This window comes from Lacinutrix gracilariae, from assembly GCF_042684485.1.
Taxonomy (GTDB): Bacteria; Bacteroidota; Bacteroidia; order Flavobacteriales; family Flavobacteriaceae; genus Oceanihabitans; species Oceanihabitans gracilariae.
The window spans coordinates 1,451,663-1,472,684 of sequence record NZ_JBHULM010000011.1; the positions used below are offsets into that span (position 1 = coordinate 1,451,663).

Consider the following 21,022-nt stretch of genomic DNA (forward strand, 5'->3'; position numbering starts at 1 on the left):
GTTATTGTATAATCTCTTTACTAGTACAGCTAGAATAGTCTTATCTTTATGCCTTATTTATTACTGTTTGCATTATGAAAAACATATCTTTTATTATATTCTCTTTCTTATTATTTTCAAGCTCTTTTATGAGTGCACAAAGTATTACAGAAGTTATAAATCAAATGGATTTAGATTCTTTACAACTTACCTTAAGAGAATTTTCTGGAGAACAACCTACTATAGTTAACGGAAACGAGGTTACAATAACCAATAGAGTATATTCTAATAATGATCTTGCTGCAGATTATTTGTTTCAGAAATTAGATAACTTAGATAATTTAACGGTTACTAACCAGTTAATTAATGGCGAAGCTGGAAGAAGAAACATTATTGCTACACAGTTAGGAAAAACTAATCCGGATGATATTTATATTATTTGTGCACATTATGATGCTGTTGCAGATTATTGTGCAGATGATAACGCTTCAGGAACAGCAACTGTTTTAGAGATAGCAAGAATTTTATCTACCCAATGTTTAGATAATACCATTGTTTATGCACTTTGGGATGAAGAGGAAATAGGTTTGGTAGGAGCAGGATACTATGCAAATCAAGCTGCTGCTAATAATGACAATATTTTAGGGGTTTTAAATATTGATATGATGGGTTATGACGGAAATAATGATAATAACTTTGATATTGATGTTAGAGATGTTGCTAATTCTTTAACCATGAAAGATGATATTATTGCTATTTTAAATACTCCGGAATACGGATTTACTTTAGATGTTAATGTGGTAAATCCTGGTACTACAGCTAGTGATCATTCTCGTTTTTGGAATCAAGATTTTTCTGCTGTATTGGTAGGAGAGTCTTGGGAAACCAATGACCAAACACCATATTACCACAGCTCTAACGATACGTATAACACGCTTAATTTTCCGTATTATTTTGAGCTTTCTAAAGTTATAATGGGTTATATGGTAACTAAAGCAGGACTTATAAATGTAGATAATACGGTTAGCCAAAACGCTACTACTTTAACCGCTAATCAAGATTTGGTTTCTTACCAATGGATAAATTGTGATACCAATACAGCTATTGCAGGAGAAACAAACCAAAGTTTTATACCAACCATAAATGGTAGCTATGCTGTAGAAATAACTTCGGGTTCTTGTGTTGAAAAAAGTGCTTGTATTGTTTTTGATTCTTTAGGTTTACAAGAATTTGATGCTGCCGAAATTTCATTTTATCCTAATCCTGTACAAGAAAACTTGGTTGTAGAGATGTCTAATCTACAAGAAGACGTTATGTTAGAGCTGTATGATATTACAGGAAAAATGGTGCTAAGTAAAACTTCATCAAAAAGTAAAACAATTTTAAATTTAAGTAATTTAGGTAGTGGTGTTTATTTTATAAAAGCAAGTACTAGTACTAAGTTTAGTCTTGCTAAAATACTTAAAGATTAAATAGCGTTTTTTTTAGATCTAAAGCTCTCTATTAAAACGGTTGCTATAATTAAAGAACCACCAATATAGGTGTTAAGTGTAGGTATTTCGTTTAAAAAAATATAGGCTAAGAGTATACCAAAAACGGGTTGTGTACTACTTATAATACTTGCTGTACTTACTTTAAAATAGTTTAAGCTTTTAATAAATAACGTATGTCCTATTGCTGTGGTTATTACTGCTAGTAAAATAACAAAAGGATATTGTGTTTTTATGTTACTAGTATCCATTAAAAACATTACTGGAGCAAGAACAATAGTAACTATAACTATTTGATATAGCATTAATGCAGTACCATCATATTTAGAAACCTGTTGTTTTAAAATAAGGGTTCTTATGGCGTAACAAAATGCAGAAAGTAGTCCTAATAAAACGCCTTTTACCTGTGTGTTTTCTAAATTAAATTCTGGCGAAAGAATATAGAGGCCTAATAGTACTAATGCTCCTAAAACAATATGTATTGGGTCGAACTTTACTTTTACAAATAAAGGTTCTAAAAGCGCAATGATAATAGGAAAGGTAAATAAGGAAAGCATGCCTAAGGCTACGTTAGATAATTTAAGTGCATAAAAATAGCTTATCCAATGTCCTCCCATAAAAAAAGCACTTATAATAAAAGTAAGGAAATCTTTTTTAGAGTATATTTTTAGATTTACTTTTTTGTATTTACAATAAATAAAAAGAACAATAAGTGCTAAAGCGCTTCTCCACCAAACGGTTACTTCTGTTGGCATGTCTATATATTTACCTAATACCCCAGAGGTGCTAATAAGTAGTGTTGCAAACGTGAGCTCAAATAGGTGATTTACGTGATTATTTTTCATGTAAGGGGAGGGTTGCTCTTGTGTTAGCGATTGTAGTGGCATCCTTTTTTTGCTTCCATATAAGGCAAAAAAAGATATAATGAAAAGCGCGACCACCTTTTGCTTACACAAAAAAGCAAAAGGTGGTAACACCCAAAAATTATTTATTTAGTTCTGTAAAATAGTGATAGAAATAAGGAATGGTTTCTATACCTTTAAAGTAGTTCCAAACACCAAAGTGTTCGTTTGGAGAGTGAATAGCATCACTGTCTAAGCCAAATCCCATAAGTATGGTTTTGCTTTTTAATTCTTGCTCAAAAAGCGAAACAATTGGGATACTACCTCCACTACGTTGCGGAATTGGTGTTTTTCCAAAAGTATCTGCATAGGCTTTGCTAGCGGCTTGGTAGCCAACACTGTCTATAGGTGTTACATAACCTTGACCTCCATGGTGTGGTGTTACTTTAACTTTTACGCCTTCTGGAGCAATGCTTTCAAAGTGTTTTTTAAAGAGTTCTGTAATTTCTTTCCAGTCTTGGTTTGGTACTAAACGCATCGATATTTTTGCAAATGCTTGGCTTGCAATTACTGTTTTTGCGCCTTCACCAGTGTAACCTCCCCAAATTCCGTTTACGTCTAAGGTTGGTCTGATAGCGTTTCGTTCGTTGGTAGAGTAGCCTGCTTCACCATAAACAGCATCAATATCTAATGCTTTTTTGTAGTTTTCAAGTGAGAAAGGTGCCTTTGCCATTTCTGCTCTTTCTTCTTTGCTTAGTTCTTCTACCTTATCATAAAAACCAGGAATGGTGATATGGTTGTTTTCATCGTGTAGAGAAGCAATCATTTTGGTTAAAATGTTTATTGGGTTTGCTACAGCACCACCATATAAACCAGAGTGTAAATCTCTGTTAGGACCAGTAACTTCTACTTCAACATAGCTTAAACCACGTAATCCTGTAGTTATAGAAGGAACATCTTTAGCAATCATTCCTGTGTCTGAAATTAAAATAACATCATTACTTAGTTTTTCATGATTTTCTTTTACAAAGTCAGAAAGACTAGAACTACCAACTTCTTCTTCACCTTCTATCATGAATTTTACATTACATGGTAATTGGTTGGTTTGTGTCATAAGCTCCATGGCTTTTACGTGCATGTACATTTGTCCTTTATCATCACAAGCACCACGAGCAAAAATAGCGCCTTCAGGATGCAGTTCTGTTTTTTTAATTACAGGCTCAAAAGGAGGAGAGTCCCATAGGTTAATAGGATCTGGTGGTTGCACGTCATAATGCCCATAAACAAGCACTGTTGGTAAGTTTTTATCTATAATTTTATCACCATATACAATAGGATATCCTTTAGTTTCGCAAATTTCTACATTTTCACAACCTGCTTTTTCTAAACTAGCTTTTATGTGGTCTGCAGTTTTAAGTACTTCGTTTTTGTATGCAGAGTCTGCGCTAATTGACGGAATTTTAAGTAGTTCTATCAATTCATTTAAGAATCTGTCTTTATGTTGATCAATATACTTTTTAATATTTTGCATAATAAATTTTACGGTTTTTGTAAAAGTACAAAAAGTAAATAATTTTCTTTATCAAGATATTATGAATATTCAAAGTATTGTTTATATTTGCAGTCCGAAATAATCGGAAAAGTTGCAGGCGTGGTGGAATTGGTAGACACGCTAGACTTAGGATCTAGTGCCGCGAGGTGTGAGAGTTCGAGTCTCTCCGCCTGTACAGACAAAAAAGCTTCTCTATTTTAGAGAGGCTTTTTTTATATATAACGTAGCTTTTTGTCTTAAAAATTGCGGTAATGATAAAATAAAGGAATAAAAGCAGTATTTTTGTTACATATTATGCTTTACCTTATTAATAGAAAAACATAAATTAAATTTTAAAACTCCCATTAAATGCCAACAAAAAGAACAACTTTAGCGTCTATAGCTCAAGCTCTAGAAATTTCTGTATCTACAGTTTCTAAAGCGCTTTCTAATAGTCCAGAAATTGGTGTTGAAACAAAAAAAAGAGTTTTAGAGTATGCAAAAGCAAATAATTATACGCCAAATAGTTTTGCTTCTAGTTTTAGAAAAGGAACTACAAGTACTATAGGTTTAATTATCCCTAATATCTTAAATCCGTTTTATGCAAAAGTATTATTAGGTGTAGAAAGCTATTTAGATGATCATGGGTATAAATTAATTACTTCTATTTCTAATGACTTTATAGAAAAGGAAACTAAAAATTTATCGGTTATGTCAAGTGGTTTTGTTGACGGACTAATTATTTGTGTTTCTAAAGAAGCAGAAGAAAAGAAAGAATATGACCATATAAAACAGTTAATTGATAATGGTACACCAATAGTACTTTTTGATAGAATTTGTGATGAGTTGGTATGTGATAAAATAATCACTGATGACTATCAAGCTGCTTTTGATGCTACAGAATATTTAATAAAAGAAAGAAATTGTAAACATATTGTTATTACTTGTAAAACCAATACACTACAACATTTAGATTTAAGAAGACAAGGCTTTGAAAAAGCAATTGAAAAATATAAGGATGAGGTAAAATGTAAGGTCATTATAGATGATAGATCTAAGGGTTTAAAACAAAAACTTGCAGCTTTATTAAAAAGTGATCCTACTATTGATGGTGTTTTTGGACTAAATGAAAAAAGTGTTTTAAACGCAATAGTTTTAACCAACAAGCTACAAAAAAAGAATTGTAATATTTCTATTGCTGGTTTTTGTAATGATTTACAATCTAAGTATGATTCTTCACTTATTGTAATTAACCAAAATGCCAAAGAAATTGGTAAGGAGGCAGCCAAACTGCTATTACAAAGAATTAAAAGTAAAGACACTACTGCTTTTCAAACGAAAACAATTGCAGTAGATCTTTAAGAAAAAGAACAGTATAGAAACAGTATAAAAAAGAAGCGCAATCCAATAAAATTGGTTGCGCTTTTTTAATGTAAGAACATTATTTTAATTCTATTTAGAATTAAAATTTAATTAGTTTAGTGGTACTTAGTTGTCCTGACATATTTTTTACTTTTACTAGATAGCTACCTTTAGATAAATCTGAAACGGTGAAATTGGAATTTTTTGTAAAATTACCAGCATAAGATTTTACAAGTTTTCCTGTAATATCAAATATTTCAAGATTAGAAATTTCTTTATTTACTGTAAAGGAGTTATTTGTTGGATTTGGTGCTAAAGAAACTTGTTGTTCTTGAACAAATTCTGAAGCACTTAAGGTAGAAGCATATACATACTCTGTTGTTGGTTTCCAGTAAATATTAGCATTTACACTACCATTCCAATCATCTGCAAGATATATTGAATACCCAGTTATGTTTGTATTGTTTAAAGTTACATTATATACAGCTGCACCATCATTAATAGATACTGCCATTGTAGTGTTAGTTAGTAAGGTAAATGTAAACTTAAAATCGGCATACGTTGTAGAACCACTAATAGTAGATACATCTACAGCTCCTGCATTAGAAACAATTTCTATAGGATCATAACTACCAGTATTACCATTCATGTTTACTTGTACTGCATAATTATTGTGTCTATCTAACCAAGTTGTAGTAGAAGTAGGACTAGATAAAAGTGCAATACCTATTTGACCATATGCTCTAGTAGCACTTAATGTTATAGTAAAACTATCACCAATAGCCATGGTAGAAGCAGTGCCTCCTGGTAATCCTGTTTCTGTGAAATTTCTGAAACCTACAACTTCTTTAGCATCGTAGTTAGCCCACATACCAATATTCTCTGTGCCATCATTATAGATGCCAGCACCACTAGAATATATTTGGTAGTTTTCTGCTTTTTGTGAATAATTTACTGTTGTTTGTGCATTTAAGTACAGTGTAGTACATAAAAATAATAAAGTATATATTTTTTTCATGATTTTAAGTTATTAGTTAATAATAAGTCTTTTAGAAACAGAAGCTGTATTAGATTCTATTTTTACTACATATAAACCCTGAGCTAATTGAGACACATTAAAACTTGTGTTTTTTGAATAGGTACCAGTATACTCTTGTACTAGTTTTCCTGAAACATCAAATATTTTTAGACTAGTAACGTCTTTATTTAATCTAAAAGAATTATTAGTTGGGTTAGGGTATAATGATAAAGTAGAAGCATATTCAAAAGCATCTGTGCTTAAGGTTGTGTTTTGGTTTCCTAAAATTCTAAACCCTCCAGCAGGAATTGTAATGGTTGTTGTTGCATTACTAATTGTAGTGTTTCCTGTTTCATCCATTAAATCATACCAAGTATTAGTGACACCTGAAGGGAAGTTAGTATTGACTGTTTGTGAAACAACATCAAAGTTTGCTAATACAATAACATTTCTTAATGCTGTTGAAGGTATAGATGTATCATAGATATCAATACGTGGCGTTAAGCTTCCAGAGGTAATGGTATAATCTCCTTCAAAAACAGCTTCGTTTATTTTTAAGTCATTAATTCTTGACCAATCGCTATATACTTGGCTTCTTACAGGATCTAATTCCCAGTTATCTGCCCATTGTGGTTGTGGTTTTGTATCTAATTTACAATCACCATCTGTTCCACTAGTATCATTTACAGATCCATTGTAACAAGTATAAATTGAGTTTTCCATACCTAACTCGCCAAAGTGCCAAATCATTTTAGGACCAGGAATTGTTAAGCTTACAGCACCTAAAGCAGACATTCTAGATATTGCTGTATTTAAATCTGTAACATTATGAGCGCTGTTTGTTGCATTACCATATTGTAGGTTTTTGTACATTAAACGTTCTTCATCATGACTTTCTGCATAACCAACTAATCTTGGAGCATCAAAACCTCTGTTAACATGTCCCATAGCATCAATGTTATTATCCGAATTATAACCCATTGTTAATTGGTTATATGGTTCTGTTAATTTTCCCCAAAGCATAATACCTTTAGATACAGATTCATTAAGTCTATAATTAGCCCATTCTGTTTCTTCTTGAGCGCTTCCGCCAAATCCTAAATGTTCAAAAATGACATAATGAGTTTCGTCTAGTGTCCATGAATAATCAGCATAGTCTTTTAATATTGCTACACGATCTGCTTGATACGCATTAGTATTTGTTTCGCTACCTTCTGCATTTTGGGTAAACCCTTTGGTTAAATCCCAACGGAAACCATCAATTTTAAATTCTTCTATCCAGTGTTTTACTACGCGTTCTACGTAATATTGTGTATAACTAGATTGGTGATTAAAATCTGAACCTACGCTATAACTATGCATAGCTGTTGTATTAAAATATGGGTTTTCTGTGCTAGGTTCTCCCCAACCATCTCCGTCAGGATCATTCATCCACATTCTGTTCATAGGATTTCTACCAAAAGCATGATTTAGTGCAACGTCTAAAATTACAGCAATATCATTTTGGTGACATAAATCAATGAATTCTTTAAATTTTTCTTCGGTACCATAAAATTTATCTAAGGCTAAGTGAAAAGAGGTGTTGTATCCCCAACTTTCATTACCTTCAAATTCCATTACAGGCATTAATTGAATGGCATTGATGTTTAAGTTTTTAAAATAATCTATTTTATCAATTAAATCTTCAAAGTTTCTGTCTGCATCAAAGTCTCTAATTAAAACCTCATAAATTACTAAATCTTCTTTTTTTGGTTTTTCAAAGTCTGTTACCACCCAATTGTATTCGTCTTGACCTGTTTGTAAAACCGTTACTTCACGTTCTTGACCTGCTGGATAAGCTGGTAAGTTTGGATATGTGTTTGCAGGAATATATGGATCATCATAAGGCGATAAAACTAAAGTAGAAAAAGGATCTGCTGTTTTTACCATAGCAGGAGAATTAGCAATAGGAGTTTGGTCTACTACCCAATATTGGTATGTTTCTATTTGGTTTGGTGTTAAACCAGTTAATTCTAACCAAAACTTATCTGAAGTAGTATCTTTTTTCATGGCATAGTTAGCATCAGGATTCCAACCATTAAAGCTTCCTGCTACATATACAAAATCTTTACCAGGAGCTTCTAAAACAAGTGTTGCAGTGGTATTGCTTGTGTAGTTTATACCATTTTCTAATCCGCTAGGTATGGCTTGGTTTTGTGTGTTATTTACTAATATGCTAAAGTATTTAGTAACCGTTGCGCTTCCTTGTGTTACTATTAATTCGCAATCCAGATTTTCTGTAATATTTGAAATAAAATAATTGTAAAATGAAGTATTTGCTGTGTTTATGGTTGTTCCGTTTGCTTTTAGTTCATAATCTGCATTTCCATTTGTGTTTTGTACCAATATTTGTGTGTTAGCACCATAATTTACAACAACAGTATCATCACTATCACCAGGATTAATCATAGTAACTTGAAAAGAACCAACATCAATAGATAAATCTGTGGTTTGTTGTGAACCATCATCACTTCTTAAAACAATATTAATAGCAGTTACAGTACCAGAATCACTGTAGCTATAAAAGCTTCTAATAGAAGGGGTTAAATCTAGTTTGTAAGTGTTTCCAGATACAAGAGTTAAAGCTGGCTGCGCAGCATTATCTCCCCAGCTACCAATAACGTTTTGCCAATCTGCACTGTCATTTATAGTAACACCAGTATGTGCATAAATAGTACCTGTATAGGTTTCTAAACCTGTTCCTGTTTTATCAAAAAGTAGCGTTGCAGAATCGGTGTCATCTGGAGTTGTTCCTGCTTGCCAAGATAGTTGTGCATAGGTACTAAATACACTTAAGAGCAAGGTAAAAAGTAATAGTTTTTTCATTTTATTGGTTTTTTAAATCGTAAAAATTATTTTTTAAAGCTTATAATTAGTCAAAAAAAGCCTATTTAGGTATACAACTTAAATAGGCTTTTAGAATGCATATAATAAGGGTAGTTATTATACCTAGTTAATTTAATTCTTCTAAAATATAAGTTTGATTAAATAAGTCCATGGTAACTTTATAGTTTCCAGTACTTGTATTAGTAATGGTTATGTTATCACCACCATTATCTAAGGTGCCATCATCTCCTGAGTCTCCATAATTGGTTCCCCAGTCATTGTTTAATCTAAATTTTAATAAGGCTCCATCAATTAATGTTACGTAAGAAACAAAGATGTCGTTACCTGCAGGAAAAAGTGTCCAGTCTGGACCATCCCAACCGTTAGGAGTAGCATCACCAGCAAGTCCCCAAACATCTCCTAGAAAAGGATCAATGGTGTAGGTAAGGTCATTTAAATTCATGGTAATATAATAGGTTCCAGCTGTAACAAGTATATCTGCTCCGCCACCTTCTAGAGCTCCTGCTGTTGCACCTTCTCCATAGTTTACAGTCCAATCATTATTTTCTCTGAATTTAATGTATCCATCGGTTAAATGCGCATAAGCTGCATAAACATTTTCAACATCTGTTTTATAAAATGGAAGGTCTGGACCATCCCAAGAATTAGGTGTTGCGTCTCCTACAATTCCCCAAGTAGTACTTAAATCTACAAGAGCAGGATAAGGAGTTACATTTAGTACAACTACATCAGAAAAAACACTTTTAAAAGGGCTTAAAACAACTTCTACTTTAAGTTGTACTTGCGCCTCTTCGTTAGGTGCTAACTCAAGAGCGATTAAACGTGCGTTTAATTCTTGAGTAGTAAAGGTTTTTTCAAAAGGAATTTCTGCAGTAACCGATTCTGCACTTAAAAAATCACCATCAGCAGTATCTATTAATACTTTATAAGCATCTGGTGCTGCGTCAAAACCATAGTCAGGATCTGTCCAAGTAACGGTAAGTGCATCTAAGTCTGCATTTGTTTCGCTTAACATAATGGTGTTATCTGAAAGTGTTATTTCAGGGACACTATTGCTGTTTAATTCTACTGTTTCCGTATCATCACAACTAACAACTAGTGTTGTAAGGCATAAGGAAAGAATTAATTTGAATAATATATTTTTCATTTTAATAGTTATTAATACCCTTCGTTTTGAGAAAGGTTAGGGTTAACTGTTATAATACTTGTAGGTAAAGGAAATAGGTTTCTAAAAGAAGAAACAGAAGTTCCTAATGGAGCATTTCCTTTAAAAGGCCACACATAAGAATCTGTAGTAAAGTAATTGTAACGTATTAAATCTGTACGTCTCTGTCCTTCCCAGTATAGCTCTCTAGATCTTTCATCAATAATGAAATCTAAAGTTAAATCACTACTCGTTATGTTTGCATTTGTGCTACCAGTAGCTCTTTCTATTAATTCGTTTATTTTAGTTGCAGCTAAATTTAAATCACCACCACCACCTCTAAGAGAAGCTTCGGCATAGTTGAAATAAATTTCTGCTAAACGGATTAAAGGAAAATCGGTATCTACAAAATCTCCAGCGCTATCATTACCTTGATCACCATAGCTGTCAATGTTTTTAAATTTAGTAACAGCATATCCATCTGTAAATTCAGAAATGTCTTCTATTTCTAAATTTTGACCATCTGTGTAAAACATTGCACGTTGATCACTTGTAGGAGAAAAAGGTGTAATAGAATAAGTAAGTGCGTCTAGATCTAGTATAATTTGGTAAGTTCCAGCAGAAACTAAAATGTTTTCACCACCAACTTCTAGAGAACCATCTGCTCCGTTATCTCCATAGTTATTTCCCCAGTCTTCATTAAATCTAAATTTTAAAAGACCAGCAGTAAGTGTAGTATATAAGGTGTATTGGTTTGTTCCTGTTTCATACATTTCTGTATCAGGACCATCCCAACCATTAGGTGTTGCGTCTCCAACAATTCCCCAATCTGATTGTGTACCTAATGCAGCGTTTAAATCGTCAAGGCTAACTTCTGGAAACTTTTCTACTAAAGCTTTAGTAGTTCTTAAGCCTCCCCAGCCACCATTAACACCAAACTCTGTTGCATCCATAGATCCACCTATTGCAGCATGTACTAAGAAAGTAGTACCTCCATAAGTTTGAGAGTTTAAACCATCAAAGTTTAATGTAAAGATAAATTCGTTTTGAGCTCCGTTAGTATCATTATCTGCAAGGAATAACTCATCATATGCTGTTCCGTTTCCGTTAGCATCATTCGTGTTAATGATATATGTAGAGTTAATTACATTGTTTGAATAGATTACACAATCTGCATAACGTGCTGAACCTGTATATACTTCTGCATTCAAGTATAATTTAGATAGTAAAGCCCAAGCAGCTACTTGATCTACTCTTCCGTATTCATTAGATCTACTAGGTTTTAAATCATCTTGTATTTCTAATAATTCAGTTTCCACAAAATCAAATAATTCTGCTCTTGAAGCTTGCATTGGCAAATCTGTAGTTACTTCTGTAACTAAAGGTACATTACCATATAAATCAATTAGGTTATAGTAAGCAAATGCTCTTAAAAAACGCGCTTCTGCAATAAAACTAGTAACTTCTTCGTCTTGTGGTAATGCGCTTGCATTGGCAATAAAAGAATTACAAAAAGAAACTTCTTGTGCTAATCTGTAATACATTGCTTCTGTAAAGTCATTGCTTCCAGACCAGTATTGACCATGTAAGTCTGGTAAACCTGCATCTCCCCAACCAACAACAGCATGATCTGTAGTTAATTCGTTTAAGTTAAAAAGCATTCTTGAATATTGCGAGAATCCTTCGTCAATATCAGAAATATCAGCATCTCCAGCAGGTCCTGTTTGCCCTGTAAGTGCTAAACTAGCGTATAGTTTAGCTAGTGCACCTTTTGCTTCAGTAGTATTTGCAAACACATCCTCTTCAGTAAAACTATCTGGATCTGTTGGTGACTGGTCTAATTCGTCATGACATGATACTAGCCCAAGAGCTAAGGTCATGATTATTATTAAGTTTTTAAATTCTATTTTCATTATTTCTTTTTTTAATTAAAAATCAATGTTTACACCCATTACAAAAGATCTAGGTCTTGGGTAGAAATTATTGTCTATACCTAAGTTTATTTCTGGATCTAAACCGTCATAATTAGTAACTGTTAAAACGTTTTGAACAGAACCGTATAATCTAAAAGTGGTATTCTTTATTTTATTTAAGGTATATCCAATAGTGATGTTATCTAATTTAAAGAAAGAAGCTTCTTCAACAAAATGATCACTTAAAGCAGTATCACCATCAATAGTAGTGAATCCTGTGTTGTAATAATCAGAGTGAATGTTAGATAAAATGTTGTTGTTGGTTGCATTGTCTAAAACACCTCTGTTTGCAGCAACATCATTATACATATAGTTACCTAGGCTAGCTCTAGATTGTATAGATAAATCCCAGTTTTTATAGTTTACATTAGTATTAAGACCCATTAAAATATCTCCAAAAGGATCTTCGTTTATGTATTTATCTTCATCATTGATGATGTTATCTCCATTTCTGTCTACAAATACACCTTCTAAAGGAGCTCCATTTTCATCATATACTTGTTCAAAAACATAAAAACTATTAGCAGATTCTCCTTCTCTGTGTACTTGCACATTGTTACCTACACCAGTAGATATTCCACCTTGAGGTTGGTCTACGTTTAATTTAGTAATTTCATTATCGTTTAAAGAGATATTGTAATTTACAGACCATTCAAAATCTTCTGTTCTAACAGGTAATAAGTTTAAGTTAAATTCTAAACCTTTATTTACCATATTACCAATATTAGCATCTATACGGTTTCCAAAGTTTGTAAATGGATCTACAAGAGAACTTGCAATAAGATCTTTTGTTTCCTTTTTGTATGCATTAATAGAACCAGAAATACGTCTGTTTAATAAAGCATAATCTATACCTATGTTTAGTGTTTTACCAACTTCCCATCTTAAATCTGTATTAATAGGTTCTGGTCTGTAGGTTTGGTAGAAACTGCTTCCAAATTGGTAATTTGCAGTATCTGTACTTCCTTGGTATCTAGTTAAAAATTGATAATCTCCTAAGCCATTTATGTTTCCTATTTCACCATAACCAACACGAAGTTTTAATTCGTCTAAGAAAGAATTATCCATAAAATCTTCTTGATGTATATTCCATGCTACAGCAGCAGAAGGGAAATATCCCCATTGGTCATCAGGATTTAATTTTGAAGAAGCGTCTGCTCTTAAAGAAGCAGTTACGTAGTATTTTCCGTCGTAATCGTAGTTGAACCTTCCAAAGTAAGATAATAATACATTTTCTGATGGATCATAAAATTCAAATTGCGCTCCATCTTCTTCTTTTTCACTATCATAAGAATAGTTGTCATACTCAAAAGATTGAAATACATGTCCTGCTGTTACAGTTAAATTATGTATATCATTAATAGATTTGTTATACGTTAAGTAAGCGTCTAAAAGTTTGTTGTAAGAATTTTGTACATAACTTGTTCTTGAACCATTAAAGGTTGCATCAGCAATAGGTAAAAATTCTGAAGTTATTTTTCTTCCGTGACTGTTAGAAGTGTCATACCCTAAATTAACTGTTGCTGTTAAGTCTTCAAAACCATGAATTTTATAGTCAAATTTAGCGTTTCCAACAAAACGTCTTACTTCAGATGTGTCGTCTATTAAATCTAATAAGGCAATAGGGTTTACAGGAGCAAGACTGTTTTGGTTTCCTGTTCCGTTATCTAACCATGCAAAATAACCAGCATATTGTGAGTTTGCATCATATATAGATTGTGTTGGATCAAAACTAACAGCACTACCAATGGCATCTCTGTTAGCAAAGGTGTTTTCGGTATATACTGCTCTAGCATTTAATTGTACTTTTAAATGGTCGTCTAATAAAGAAGGCGTTAGGCTAATAGAACCTGTTGTACGTTGTAAGTTATCGCCTACTAAAATTCCATCATGATCCGAATGTCCTACAGAAGCTCTTAATGGTACTCCAAAAGCATTTCCTATAGCACTAAAATTATAGTCTTGACCAAAAGCTGTTGTGTAAATCTCGTCTTGCCAATTAGTATCTGCATTACCTAATAAAGCAATTTCTGATGCAGAACCAATTTCATGGATTAGATTTCTAAATTCACCAGAAGAAAGTACATCAATATCATTTACAGGTGTGTAAACCGTTGTTTGTGCACTAAAGTTATATTTAAACTCTTTGTCTTTTCCTTTTTTAGTTGTGATTAACACCACACCATTTGCTGCTCTAGCACCATAAATTGCAGATGATGATGCATCTTTTAAAACTACAAAAGTTTCAATGTCATTAGGGTTAATAAAGTTTAAAGGGTTTCTAGAACCACCTACACCTGAATTATCTAATGGCACACCATCTATTACATATAGAGGCTCTGTGGTTAAAGATAAAGATCCAGCTCCACGAATACTAATACTTTGTCCATCACCAGGAGCTCCACTTCCAGAAGTTACATTTACACCTGCAACTTTACCACTAATAAGGGATTGTGCAGATACTATAGGTCCTTTGTTAAAGTCATCGCTGGTTACTAAGTCTGTTGTTCCTGTTAAATCAGATTTTTTAACAGTACCATAACCAATAACCACAACTTCATCAAGGTTTGAAGCGTCTTCTACTAAGTTAATGTTAATTGTTTGTTGTCCGTTATAAACAACTTCTTGAGTTAAAAAACCTATGTATGAAAAAACAATAACATCACCATTGTTTACCTTAACTTCATAATTTCCATCAAAATCAGTAGCAGTTCCTGTTGATGTGTTTTTTATAATCACATTCACACTCGGAAGCGGTAATGAAGAAGATTGTTCACTTACTGTTCCTTTTACTGTATTTTGCGCCATGATGCACAAAGGGAAAAACAGTAGAAAAAATAGTAAACTATTTAGTTTTGTTTTCATAAAATATTTTAATTAGTTATTAATTTAATTGTTATATTTTCACTTCTCGATGTTAAAACTATGTAAATTTTATGTAAAGTTTTAAATTGAAAAAAAGAAAACATTTACGCAAACGTTTTCGTGTTGAAAACTTTTTAAAAAGTGAGAGTTTTGTGTTTAAAACAAGTAAAAATTGTTACTTTGGTAATTAAATAGTCCCTTTTTTACGCAATTAATAAAATCTATGAAACGAAAAGTAACCCTAAAACAGATCGCAAAAGAATTAGATGTATCTATTTCAACAGTATCAAAAGCTTTAAGAAACAGTATTGAAATTAGTGAAGATACACGCCAAAAAGTACAAGCTTTTGCAAAACTGTATAACTATAGGCCAAATAATATTGCGCTTAGTTTAAAAAACAGAAAAACGAAAACAATAGGAATCATTATTCCAGAGATTGTGCATCATTTTTTTTCAAAGGTAATTAGTGGTATTGAGGCTGTAGCTAATAAAAGAGGATACAATGTTATTGTAGGTTTATCTAATGAGTCTTTTTCTAAAGAGGTTATTAATATGGAAATGTTAGCCAATGGTAGTATCGATGGGTTTATCTTATCTATTGCAAAAGAAACGCAACAGCAGCAAGATTATCATCATTTTACCGAAACCATAAAACAAGGTATGCCTATTGTAATGTTTGATAGAGTTGTAAACGAAATTAAATGTGATAAAGTAATCGTTGATGATTCTGAAGGAGCAAAATTAGCAGTAAATAAACTCATTGATTGTGGTTGTAAAAACATAGCTATTATTTCTACCAAAGATTATGTTAGTGTAGGTAAATTAAGAACGCAAGGGTATTTAGATGCTTTAGAAGACCATAAAATTAGCCCTAAAGCTAGTTTAATTTTAAAGGTACATGACCAGTTGCTCTCTGAAGATCATTTAGATGACCTGGAAAAAGAAATTGAAAATTTATTTCAAAACAATAAAAATATGGATGGTGTTTTTGCCGTAAATGAGTTGTATGCATTAACAGCAATGAAGGTGGCAAGAAAACTAGGATTGAAAATTCCTGAGGATATTCAAGTTATTGGTTTTACAGATGGAGTTCTCTCTAAACACGCTGTTCCTGCTTTAACAACAGTAAGTCAGCATGGTAAAAAAATAGGAGAAAAAGCAGCCGAATTATTAATCAATAATTTAGAAAGAGAAGACGAAGAAGACATCTATGAAACTGTAGTTATTGAAACCGAATTAATTGAGAGAGAATCCACCAAATAAAAAAATAACACCGAATATTTAAAAACTTTTATATCTTTACACCCAAATCAAAACTTATATTTTCATTTCTCACCAATAAGTTTTGATAAGTAAATAGCTTATCAGAATAGTATTCATTTTAAAATATACTATTAATGAAAAAGCGCGCATTAGGTTTTTGGGAAATCTGGAACATGAGTTTCGGTTTCTTAGGAATTCAATTCGGATTTGCACTACAAGGAGGCTTTATGTCTCGAATTTTCCAAACACTAGGAGCAGAAAAAGATGCCATTCCGCTATTATGGATTGCAGCACCTTTAACTGGTTTATTAGTACAACCAATTATTGGTTATTTAAGTGATAGAACATGGAGTGCAAAATGGGGAAGAAGAAGACCTTATTTTCTTATAGGAGCTATTTTAAGCTCTCTAGCCTTATTTTTTGTACCACATTCTCCAGCACTTTGGGTTGCCGCAGGATTTTTATGGATTCTCGATGCATCTATAAATGTTTCTATGGAACCATTTCGTGCTTTAGTAGCAGATAAACTTCCAGAATCACAACGCTCTTATGGTTTTGTAATTCAAACCTTAATTATAGGTATTGGTACTTGGGTCGCCAGTAACTTGCCTTGGTTGGTTTCGCAATTAGGTGTTAGTAATGAAGCTGCATCAGGTGTGGTGCCAATGTCTGTAAAAGTAGCCTTTGCTATTGGTGCTTTTGTGTTTCTAATAAGTATTTTATATACTGTTTTTACTACTACAGAGTATCCTCCAGAAGACATGGAAGCCTTTGAAAAAGAAAAGGCAAAAAAGAACCAATTCATTCCAGACATTTTAAACAATATTGGCCACATGCCAAAAACCATGAAAAAGTTAGGAGTTATTCAATTCTTTTCTTGGTTTGCATTTTTTACCATGTGGAGTATGGCAAACCCAGCACTTACAGAGCATGTGTTTCAAACACCAGTTCCTGTAGAGAGCGCTTATGATATGACAGATGTTGCGCAAAAAGAAGCTTTTAATGTTGCTAATACTGCATTTCAAGAATCTTCAAATTCTGTTGGTTCTGCAATGGGTATTTACGGTTTATCCTCTATGGCATTTGCATTGCTATTAACCTTTTATACTTCAAAAAGACGCATTAATAGAAAATACGTGCACATGGCTTCTTTATTTTTAGGAGGCTTAGGCTTTTTGTTAATGACTTATACATCACCAGAAAACTTAAAGTGGTGCTTTGTGCTAATAGGTTTTGCTTGGGGAAGCATCCTTTCTATGCCTTATGCCATGTTATCTAGTTCTGTAGATCCTAATAAAATGGGAATGTTCATGGGAATCTTTAACATGTTTATTGTTATTCCGCAAATAATTGCAGCACTAGGAGGAATTAATTTTGTTTCAGGCCTATTAGGTCCTGATGCCATAAATGCAATGACAATTGCAGGAATAAGTTTAATAATTGCAGGACTTTGCAATTTACTTATTACCAATAAAAACGCTATTACGTATCAAACCGAAGACATTTAAAAATGAACAAAAAAGGATTCATATTCGATTTAGACGGTGTTATTGTAGACACTGCTAAGTATCATTTTTTAGCTTGGAAAAACCTTGCAAAAAGTATAGATATAGATTTTACAAAGGAGCAAAACGAACAACTTAAAGGTGTTAGTCGTGTAAAATCATTAGAAAAAATACTGGAATGGGGAAATAAAACCATTTCAGAAGAACAGTTTACATCCTTAATGGGTAAAAAAAATGAAGAGTATTTAAGCTTTATAGCTACCATGGATGATAATGAAATTTTACCTGATGTATCTAAAGTTTTAAATTATTTAATTGCTCAAAAACAACCAATTTCTTTAGGTTCTGCAAGTAAAAATGCACGACCAATTTTAGAAAAAGTTAATCTACTTTCAAAGTTTGATGCCATTGTAGATGGTAATGATGTTAGCAAAGCAAAACCAGATCCAGAAGTGTTTTTAATAGCTGCTAAAGCCTTAAATATAAAACCAGAAGATTGTATTGTTTTTGAAGACTCAGTAGCAGGAGTGCAAGCCGCTAACACAGCAAATATGATTAGTATTGGTATAGGAGAAAAAGAAGTATTACATGAAGCAGATTACGTTTTTTCAGATTTTACAGAAATGGAAAACAGCTTTATTGAAGAGTTAATAAATAGATAAGAAAGTCACGCTAAACACTACTGTAAAAAATCTGTTTTTTAATTACAGTAACTAAGAGAAAACTTAACAGGTGACTTTCATTTTAAATAATAATATTTCCTTTAAAAAAGGAGTGACAATATAAGATTACAATGAATTTAGATTATATAAAACCAGACAATTGGTCTATTATTGAAGAAGGCTTTAACGCAGATAATGTGAAGTCTTCAGAAAGTATATTTAGTATCGGAAATGGAGCAATGGGACAACGCGCTAATTTTGAAGAACAATATTCAGGGCCAACATTTCAAGGAAGCTACATTGCAGGTGTATATTATCCAGATAAAACTAGAGTAGGTTGGTGGAAAAATGGCTATCCAGAATATTTTGCCAAAGTGCTTAATGCACCAAGTTGGATAGGAATTAATGTGCTTGTAAATAAAGAACCTCTAGATTTATTTACCTGTAAAGAAGTAAAAAACTTTCGTAGAGAGTTAAATATGAAAGAAGGATGGTTGTCAAGAAGTTTTGAGGCAACGCTTCCAAATAACATACAAGTAGAAGTTTCTACAAAACGTTTTCTTAGTTTAGATTTAGATGAGGTTGGTGCTATTAAATACCAAGTAAAACCACTAAATAGTGATGCCGAAATTACTTTTCAACCTTATTTAGATTCTGGTATTACAAATGAAGATACCAATTGGGATGATAAGTTTTGGGACACATTACAAATTACCATAGAAGGTGAAAAAGCTTTCATTGAAGCTAAAACCATGAAAACAGAATTTTATACCTGTACATTTATGGAGTCTTCTGTTTTTGTAAATAATGAAAAACAAGACCAAAAACCTGAAATAAAAAGAGAGTCTAACGCCATTGCATTTCACTACACAGTACATGTTGCTGCTGGAGAAACGGCAAGTATTCATAAATTTGGAGGATATACTGTAGACAGAAAACTAGAAAGAAGTCAATTGGTTTCTGCAGCTAAAAACGTTTTAGAAACCGTTATAGAACATGGGTTTACCACGCTTTTAGAAAAACAAAAAGAGGCTTGGTCTAAAATCTGGGAAATGTCAGACATCACTATTGATGGTGACGTAAAAGCACAACAAGGTATTCGTTTTAATATTTTTCAATTAAACCAAACCTATTTAGGTAAAGATTCTACCTTAAATATAGGTCCAAAAGGTTTTACAGGCGAAAAATATGGAGGAAGCACCTATTGGGATACCGAAGCGTACTGTATTCCTTTTTATATGGCTACCAAAAATGAAAATGTAGCTAGAAATTTATTAAAATACCGTTATAACCATTTAGAAAAAGCGATAGAAAATGCTGAAAAATTAGGCTTTAAAAACGGAGCAGCATTGTACCCAATGGTAACGATGAATGGTGAAGAATGCCATAACGAATGGGAAATTACTTTTGAAGAAATTCATAGAAACGGAGCCATTGCTTTTGCCATTTTTAACTACTATCGTTATACAGGAGACTTTAGTTATATTCCAGAAATGGGGTTAGAAGTACTTATAGGTATTGCTAGATTTTGGCAGCAACGTGCAACGTTCTCAGAAGCTAGAAATAAATACGTTATTTTAGGTGTTACTGGTCCTAATGAGTATGAAAATAATATCAATAACAATTGGTATACTAACTATTTAGCAAAATGGTGTATTGATTATGCCTTAGAAAATATTGAAAAAGTAAAAGAGGGTTATCATGACGATTATTTACGTGTTTCTGGCAAAACAAAAATTACAGACAAAGAACTTCAAGAGTGGCAAAAAGTAGCAGATAATATGTATTTTCCATATTCTGAAAAACATCAAATATACTTACAACAAGATGGCTTTTTAGATAAAGAATTAATTACTGTTGCAGATTTACCTCAAGAAGATAGACCTATAAATCAAAAATGGAGTTGGGATCGTATTTTACGTTCGCCTTACATTAAACAAGCAGATACTTTACAAGGTTTTTATTTCTTCGAAGATCATTTTTCAATAGAAGAACTAAAGCGTCATTTTGATTTTTACGAACCATTTACAGTACATGAAAGCTCGTTGTCACCTTGTGTACACAGTATTCAAGCGGCTAAATTAGACCAAATGGAGCAAGCGTATACTTTCTATTTACGTACCTCACGTTTAGATCTAGACGACTATAATAAAGAAGTAGAAGAAGGTTTACATATTACATCTATGGCAGGAACCTGGATGAGTATTGTTGAAGGTTTTGGTGGAATGCGTGTGAAAGAAGATATGCTAAACTTTGAACCTCGAATTCCAAAAGAATGGCAAGCTTATTCGTTTAAAGTAAACTTTAGAGAGCAAATTTTAAAAGTAAACGTTTCGCAAAAAGAGACAACTTTTGAGTTAGAAGGTGATACCGATTTAGATATTGTTGTAAACAATAAACAAATAACAATCTCGCCAAATAACTTGATTAAAGTATAAACCAAACCATAATAATGTAACACAAACCTGCAAGACCAAGTGCCAAACTTGTTTTAGTATCCA

At 32.5% G+C, this 21,022-nt stretch carries 13 protein-coding genes and 1 tRNA gene; 7 read left to right on the forward strand and 7 right to left on the reverse strand.

Annotated features, from left to right (window positions below; genetic code table 11):
* The first annotated feature begins 74 nt into the window (after positions 1 to 74).
* A complete protein-coding gene (locus ACFSSB_RS13395; RefSeq protein ID WP_379905096.1) occupies positions 75 to 1,451 on the forward strand; it encodes a M28 family peptidase in 1,377 nt (458 codons plus the stop codon).
* Here ACFSSB_RS13395 and ACFSSB_RS13400 read toward each other — a convergent pair.
* Both ACFSSB_RS13400 and ACFSSB_RS13405 read right to left on the reverse strand, forming a co-directional pair.
* A complete protein-coding gene (locus ACFSSB_RS13400) occupies positions 1,448 to 2,314 on the reverse strand; it encodes a DMT family transporter (RefSeq protein WP_379905098.1) in 867 nt (288 codons plus the stop codon). The two genes, ACFSSB_RS13395 and ACFSSB_RS13400, sit on opposite strands and share 4 nt — an antisense overlap.
* A 139-nt stretch (positions 2,315 to 2,453) precedes the next feature.
* Positions 2,454 to 3,842, reverse strand: a complete 1,389-nt coding sequence (locus tag ACFSSB_RS13405) for a dipeptidase (RefSeq protein ID WP_379905100.1) — start codon at positions 3,840 to 3,842, stop codon at positions 2,454 to 2,456.
* Positions 3,843 to 3,956: 114 nt separating this feature from the next.
* Between ACFSSB_RS13405 and ACFSSB_RS13410 the strand changes: the two genes are divergently transcribed.
* Together ACFSSB_RS13410 and ACFSSB_RS13415 are read left to right on the forward strand one after the other, a co-directional pair.
* Positions 3,957 to 4,038, forward strand: a tRNA-Leu gene (locus tag ACFSSB_RS13410).
* A gap of 173 nt (positions 4,039 to 4,211) precedes the next feature.
* Positions 4,212 to 5,204: a LacI family DNA-binding transcriptional regulator gene (locus ACFSSB_RS13415; protein ID WP_379905102.1), complete on the forward strand. Its 993-nt coding sequence runs from the start codon at positions 4,212 to 4,214 to the stop codon at positions 5,202 to 5,204.
* Between the two features lie 100 nt (positions 5,205 to 5,304).
* Here the strand turns inward: ACFSSB_RS13415 and ACFSSB_RS13420 are convergent, their stop codons facing one another.
* The 5 genes from ACFSSB_RS13420 to ACFSSB_RS13440 form a co-directional block, all read right to left on the reverse strand.
* Positions 5,305 to 6,222: a T9SS type A sorting domain-containing protein gene (locus tag ACFSSB_RS13420; RefSeq protein WP_379905104.1), complete on the reverse strand. Its 918-nt coding sequence runs from the start codon at positions 6,220 to 6,222 to the stop codon at positions 5,305 to 5,307.
* 12 nt (positions 6,223 to 6,234) lie between these two features.
* A complete protein-coding gene (locus ACFSSB_RS13425) occupies positions 6,235 to 9,087 on the reverse strand; it encodes an alpha-amylase family glycosyl hydrolase (protein WP_379905106.1) in 2,853 nt (950 codons plus the stop codon).
* A gap of 127 nt (positions 9,088 to 9,214) precedes the next feature.
* On the reverse strand, positions 9,215 to 10,255 hold the full coding sequence (locus ACFSSB_RS13430; RefSeq protein ID WP_379905108.1) for a SusE domain-containing protein: 1,041 nt from the start codon (positions 10,253 to 10,255) through the stop codon (positions 9,215 to 9,217).
* 11 nt (positions 10,256 to 10,266) lie between these two features.
* Positions 10,267 to 12,165, reverse strand: coding sequence for a RagB/SusD family nutrient uptake outer membrane protein (locus ACFSSB_RS13435; protein ID WP_379905110.1), 1,899 nt, complete (start codon positions 12,163 to 12,165; stop codon positions 10,267 to 10,269).
* A 15-nt stretch (positions 12,166 to 12,180) separates the two neighbouring features.
* Positions 12,181 to 15,090: a SusC/RagA family TonB-linked outer membrane protein gene (locus ACFSSB_RS13440; protein ID WP_379905112.1), complete on the reverse strand. Its 2,910-nt coding sequence runs from the start codon at positions 15,088 to 15,090 to the stop codon at positions 12,181 to 12,183.
* Between the two features lie 223 nt (positions 15,091 to 15,313).
* Here ACFSSB_RS13440 and ACFSSB_RS13445 point away from each other — a divergent pair, with 223 nt between their 5' ends.
* The 4 genes from ACFSSB_RS13445 (at position 15,314) to ACFSSB_RS13460 (ending at position 20,959) form a co-directional block, all read left to right on the forward strand.
* Complete coding sequence (locus ACFSSB_RS13445) at positions 15,314 to 16,354, forward strand: LacI family DNA-binding transcriptional regulator (protein ID WP_379905114.1); 1,041 nt, start codon at positions 15,314 to 15,316, stop codon at positions 16,352 to 16,354.
* 134 nt (positions 16,355 to 16,488) lie between these two features.
* On the forward strand, positions 16,489 to 17,862 hold the full coding sequence (locus ACFSSB_RS13450) for an MFS transporter (RefSeq protein WP_379905116.1): 1,374 nt from the start codon (positions 16,489 to 16,491) through the stop codon (positions 17,860 to 17,862).
* Positions 17,863 to 17,864: 2 nt separating this feature from the next.
* Entirely contained in the window at positions 17,865 to 18,521 is a 657-nt protein-coding gene (gene pgmB / locus ACFSSB_RS13455; protein WP_379905118.1) for a beta-phosphoglucomutase, read from the forward strand.
* 131 nt (positions 18,522 to 18,652) lie between these two features.
* Entirely contained in the window at positions 18,653 to 20,959 is a 2,307-nt protein-coding gene (locus ACFSSB_RS13460) for a glycoside hydrolase family 65 protein (protein WP_379905120.1), read from the forward strand.
* Positions 20,960 to 21,022 lie beyond the last annotated feature (63 nt).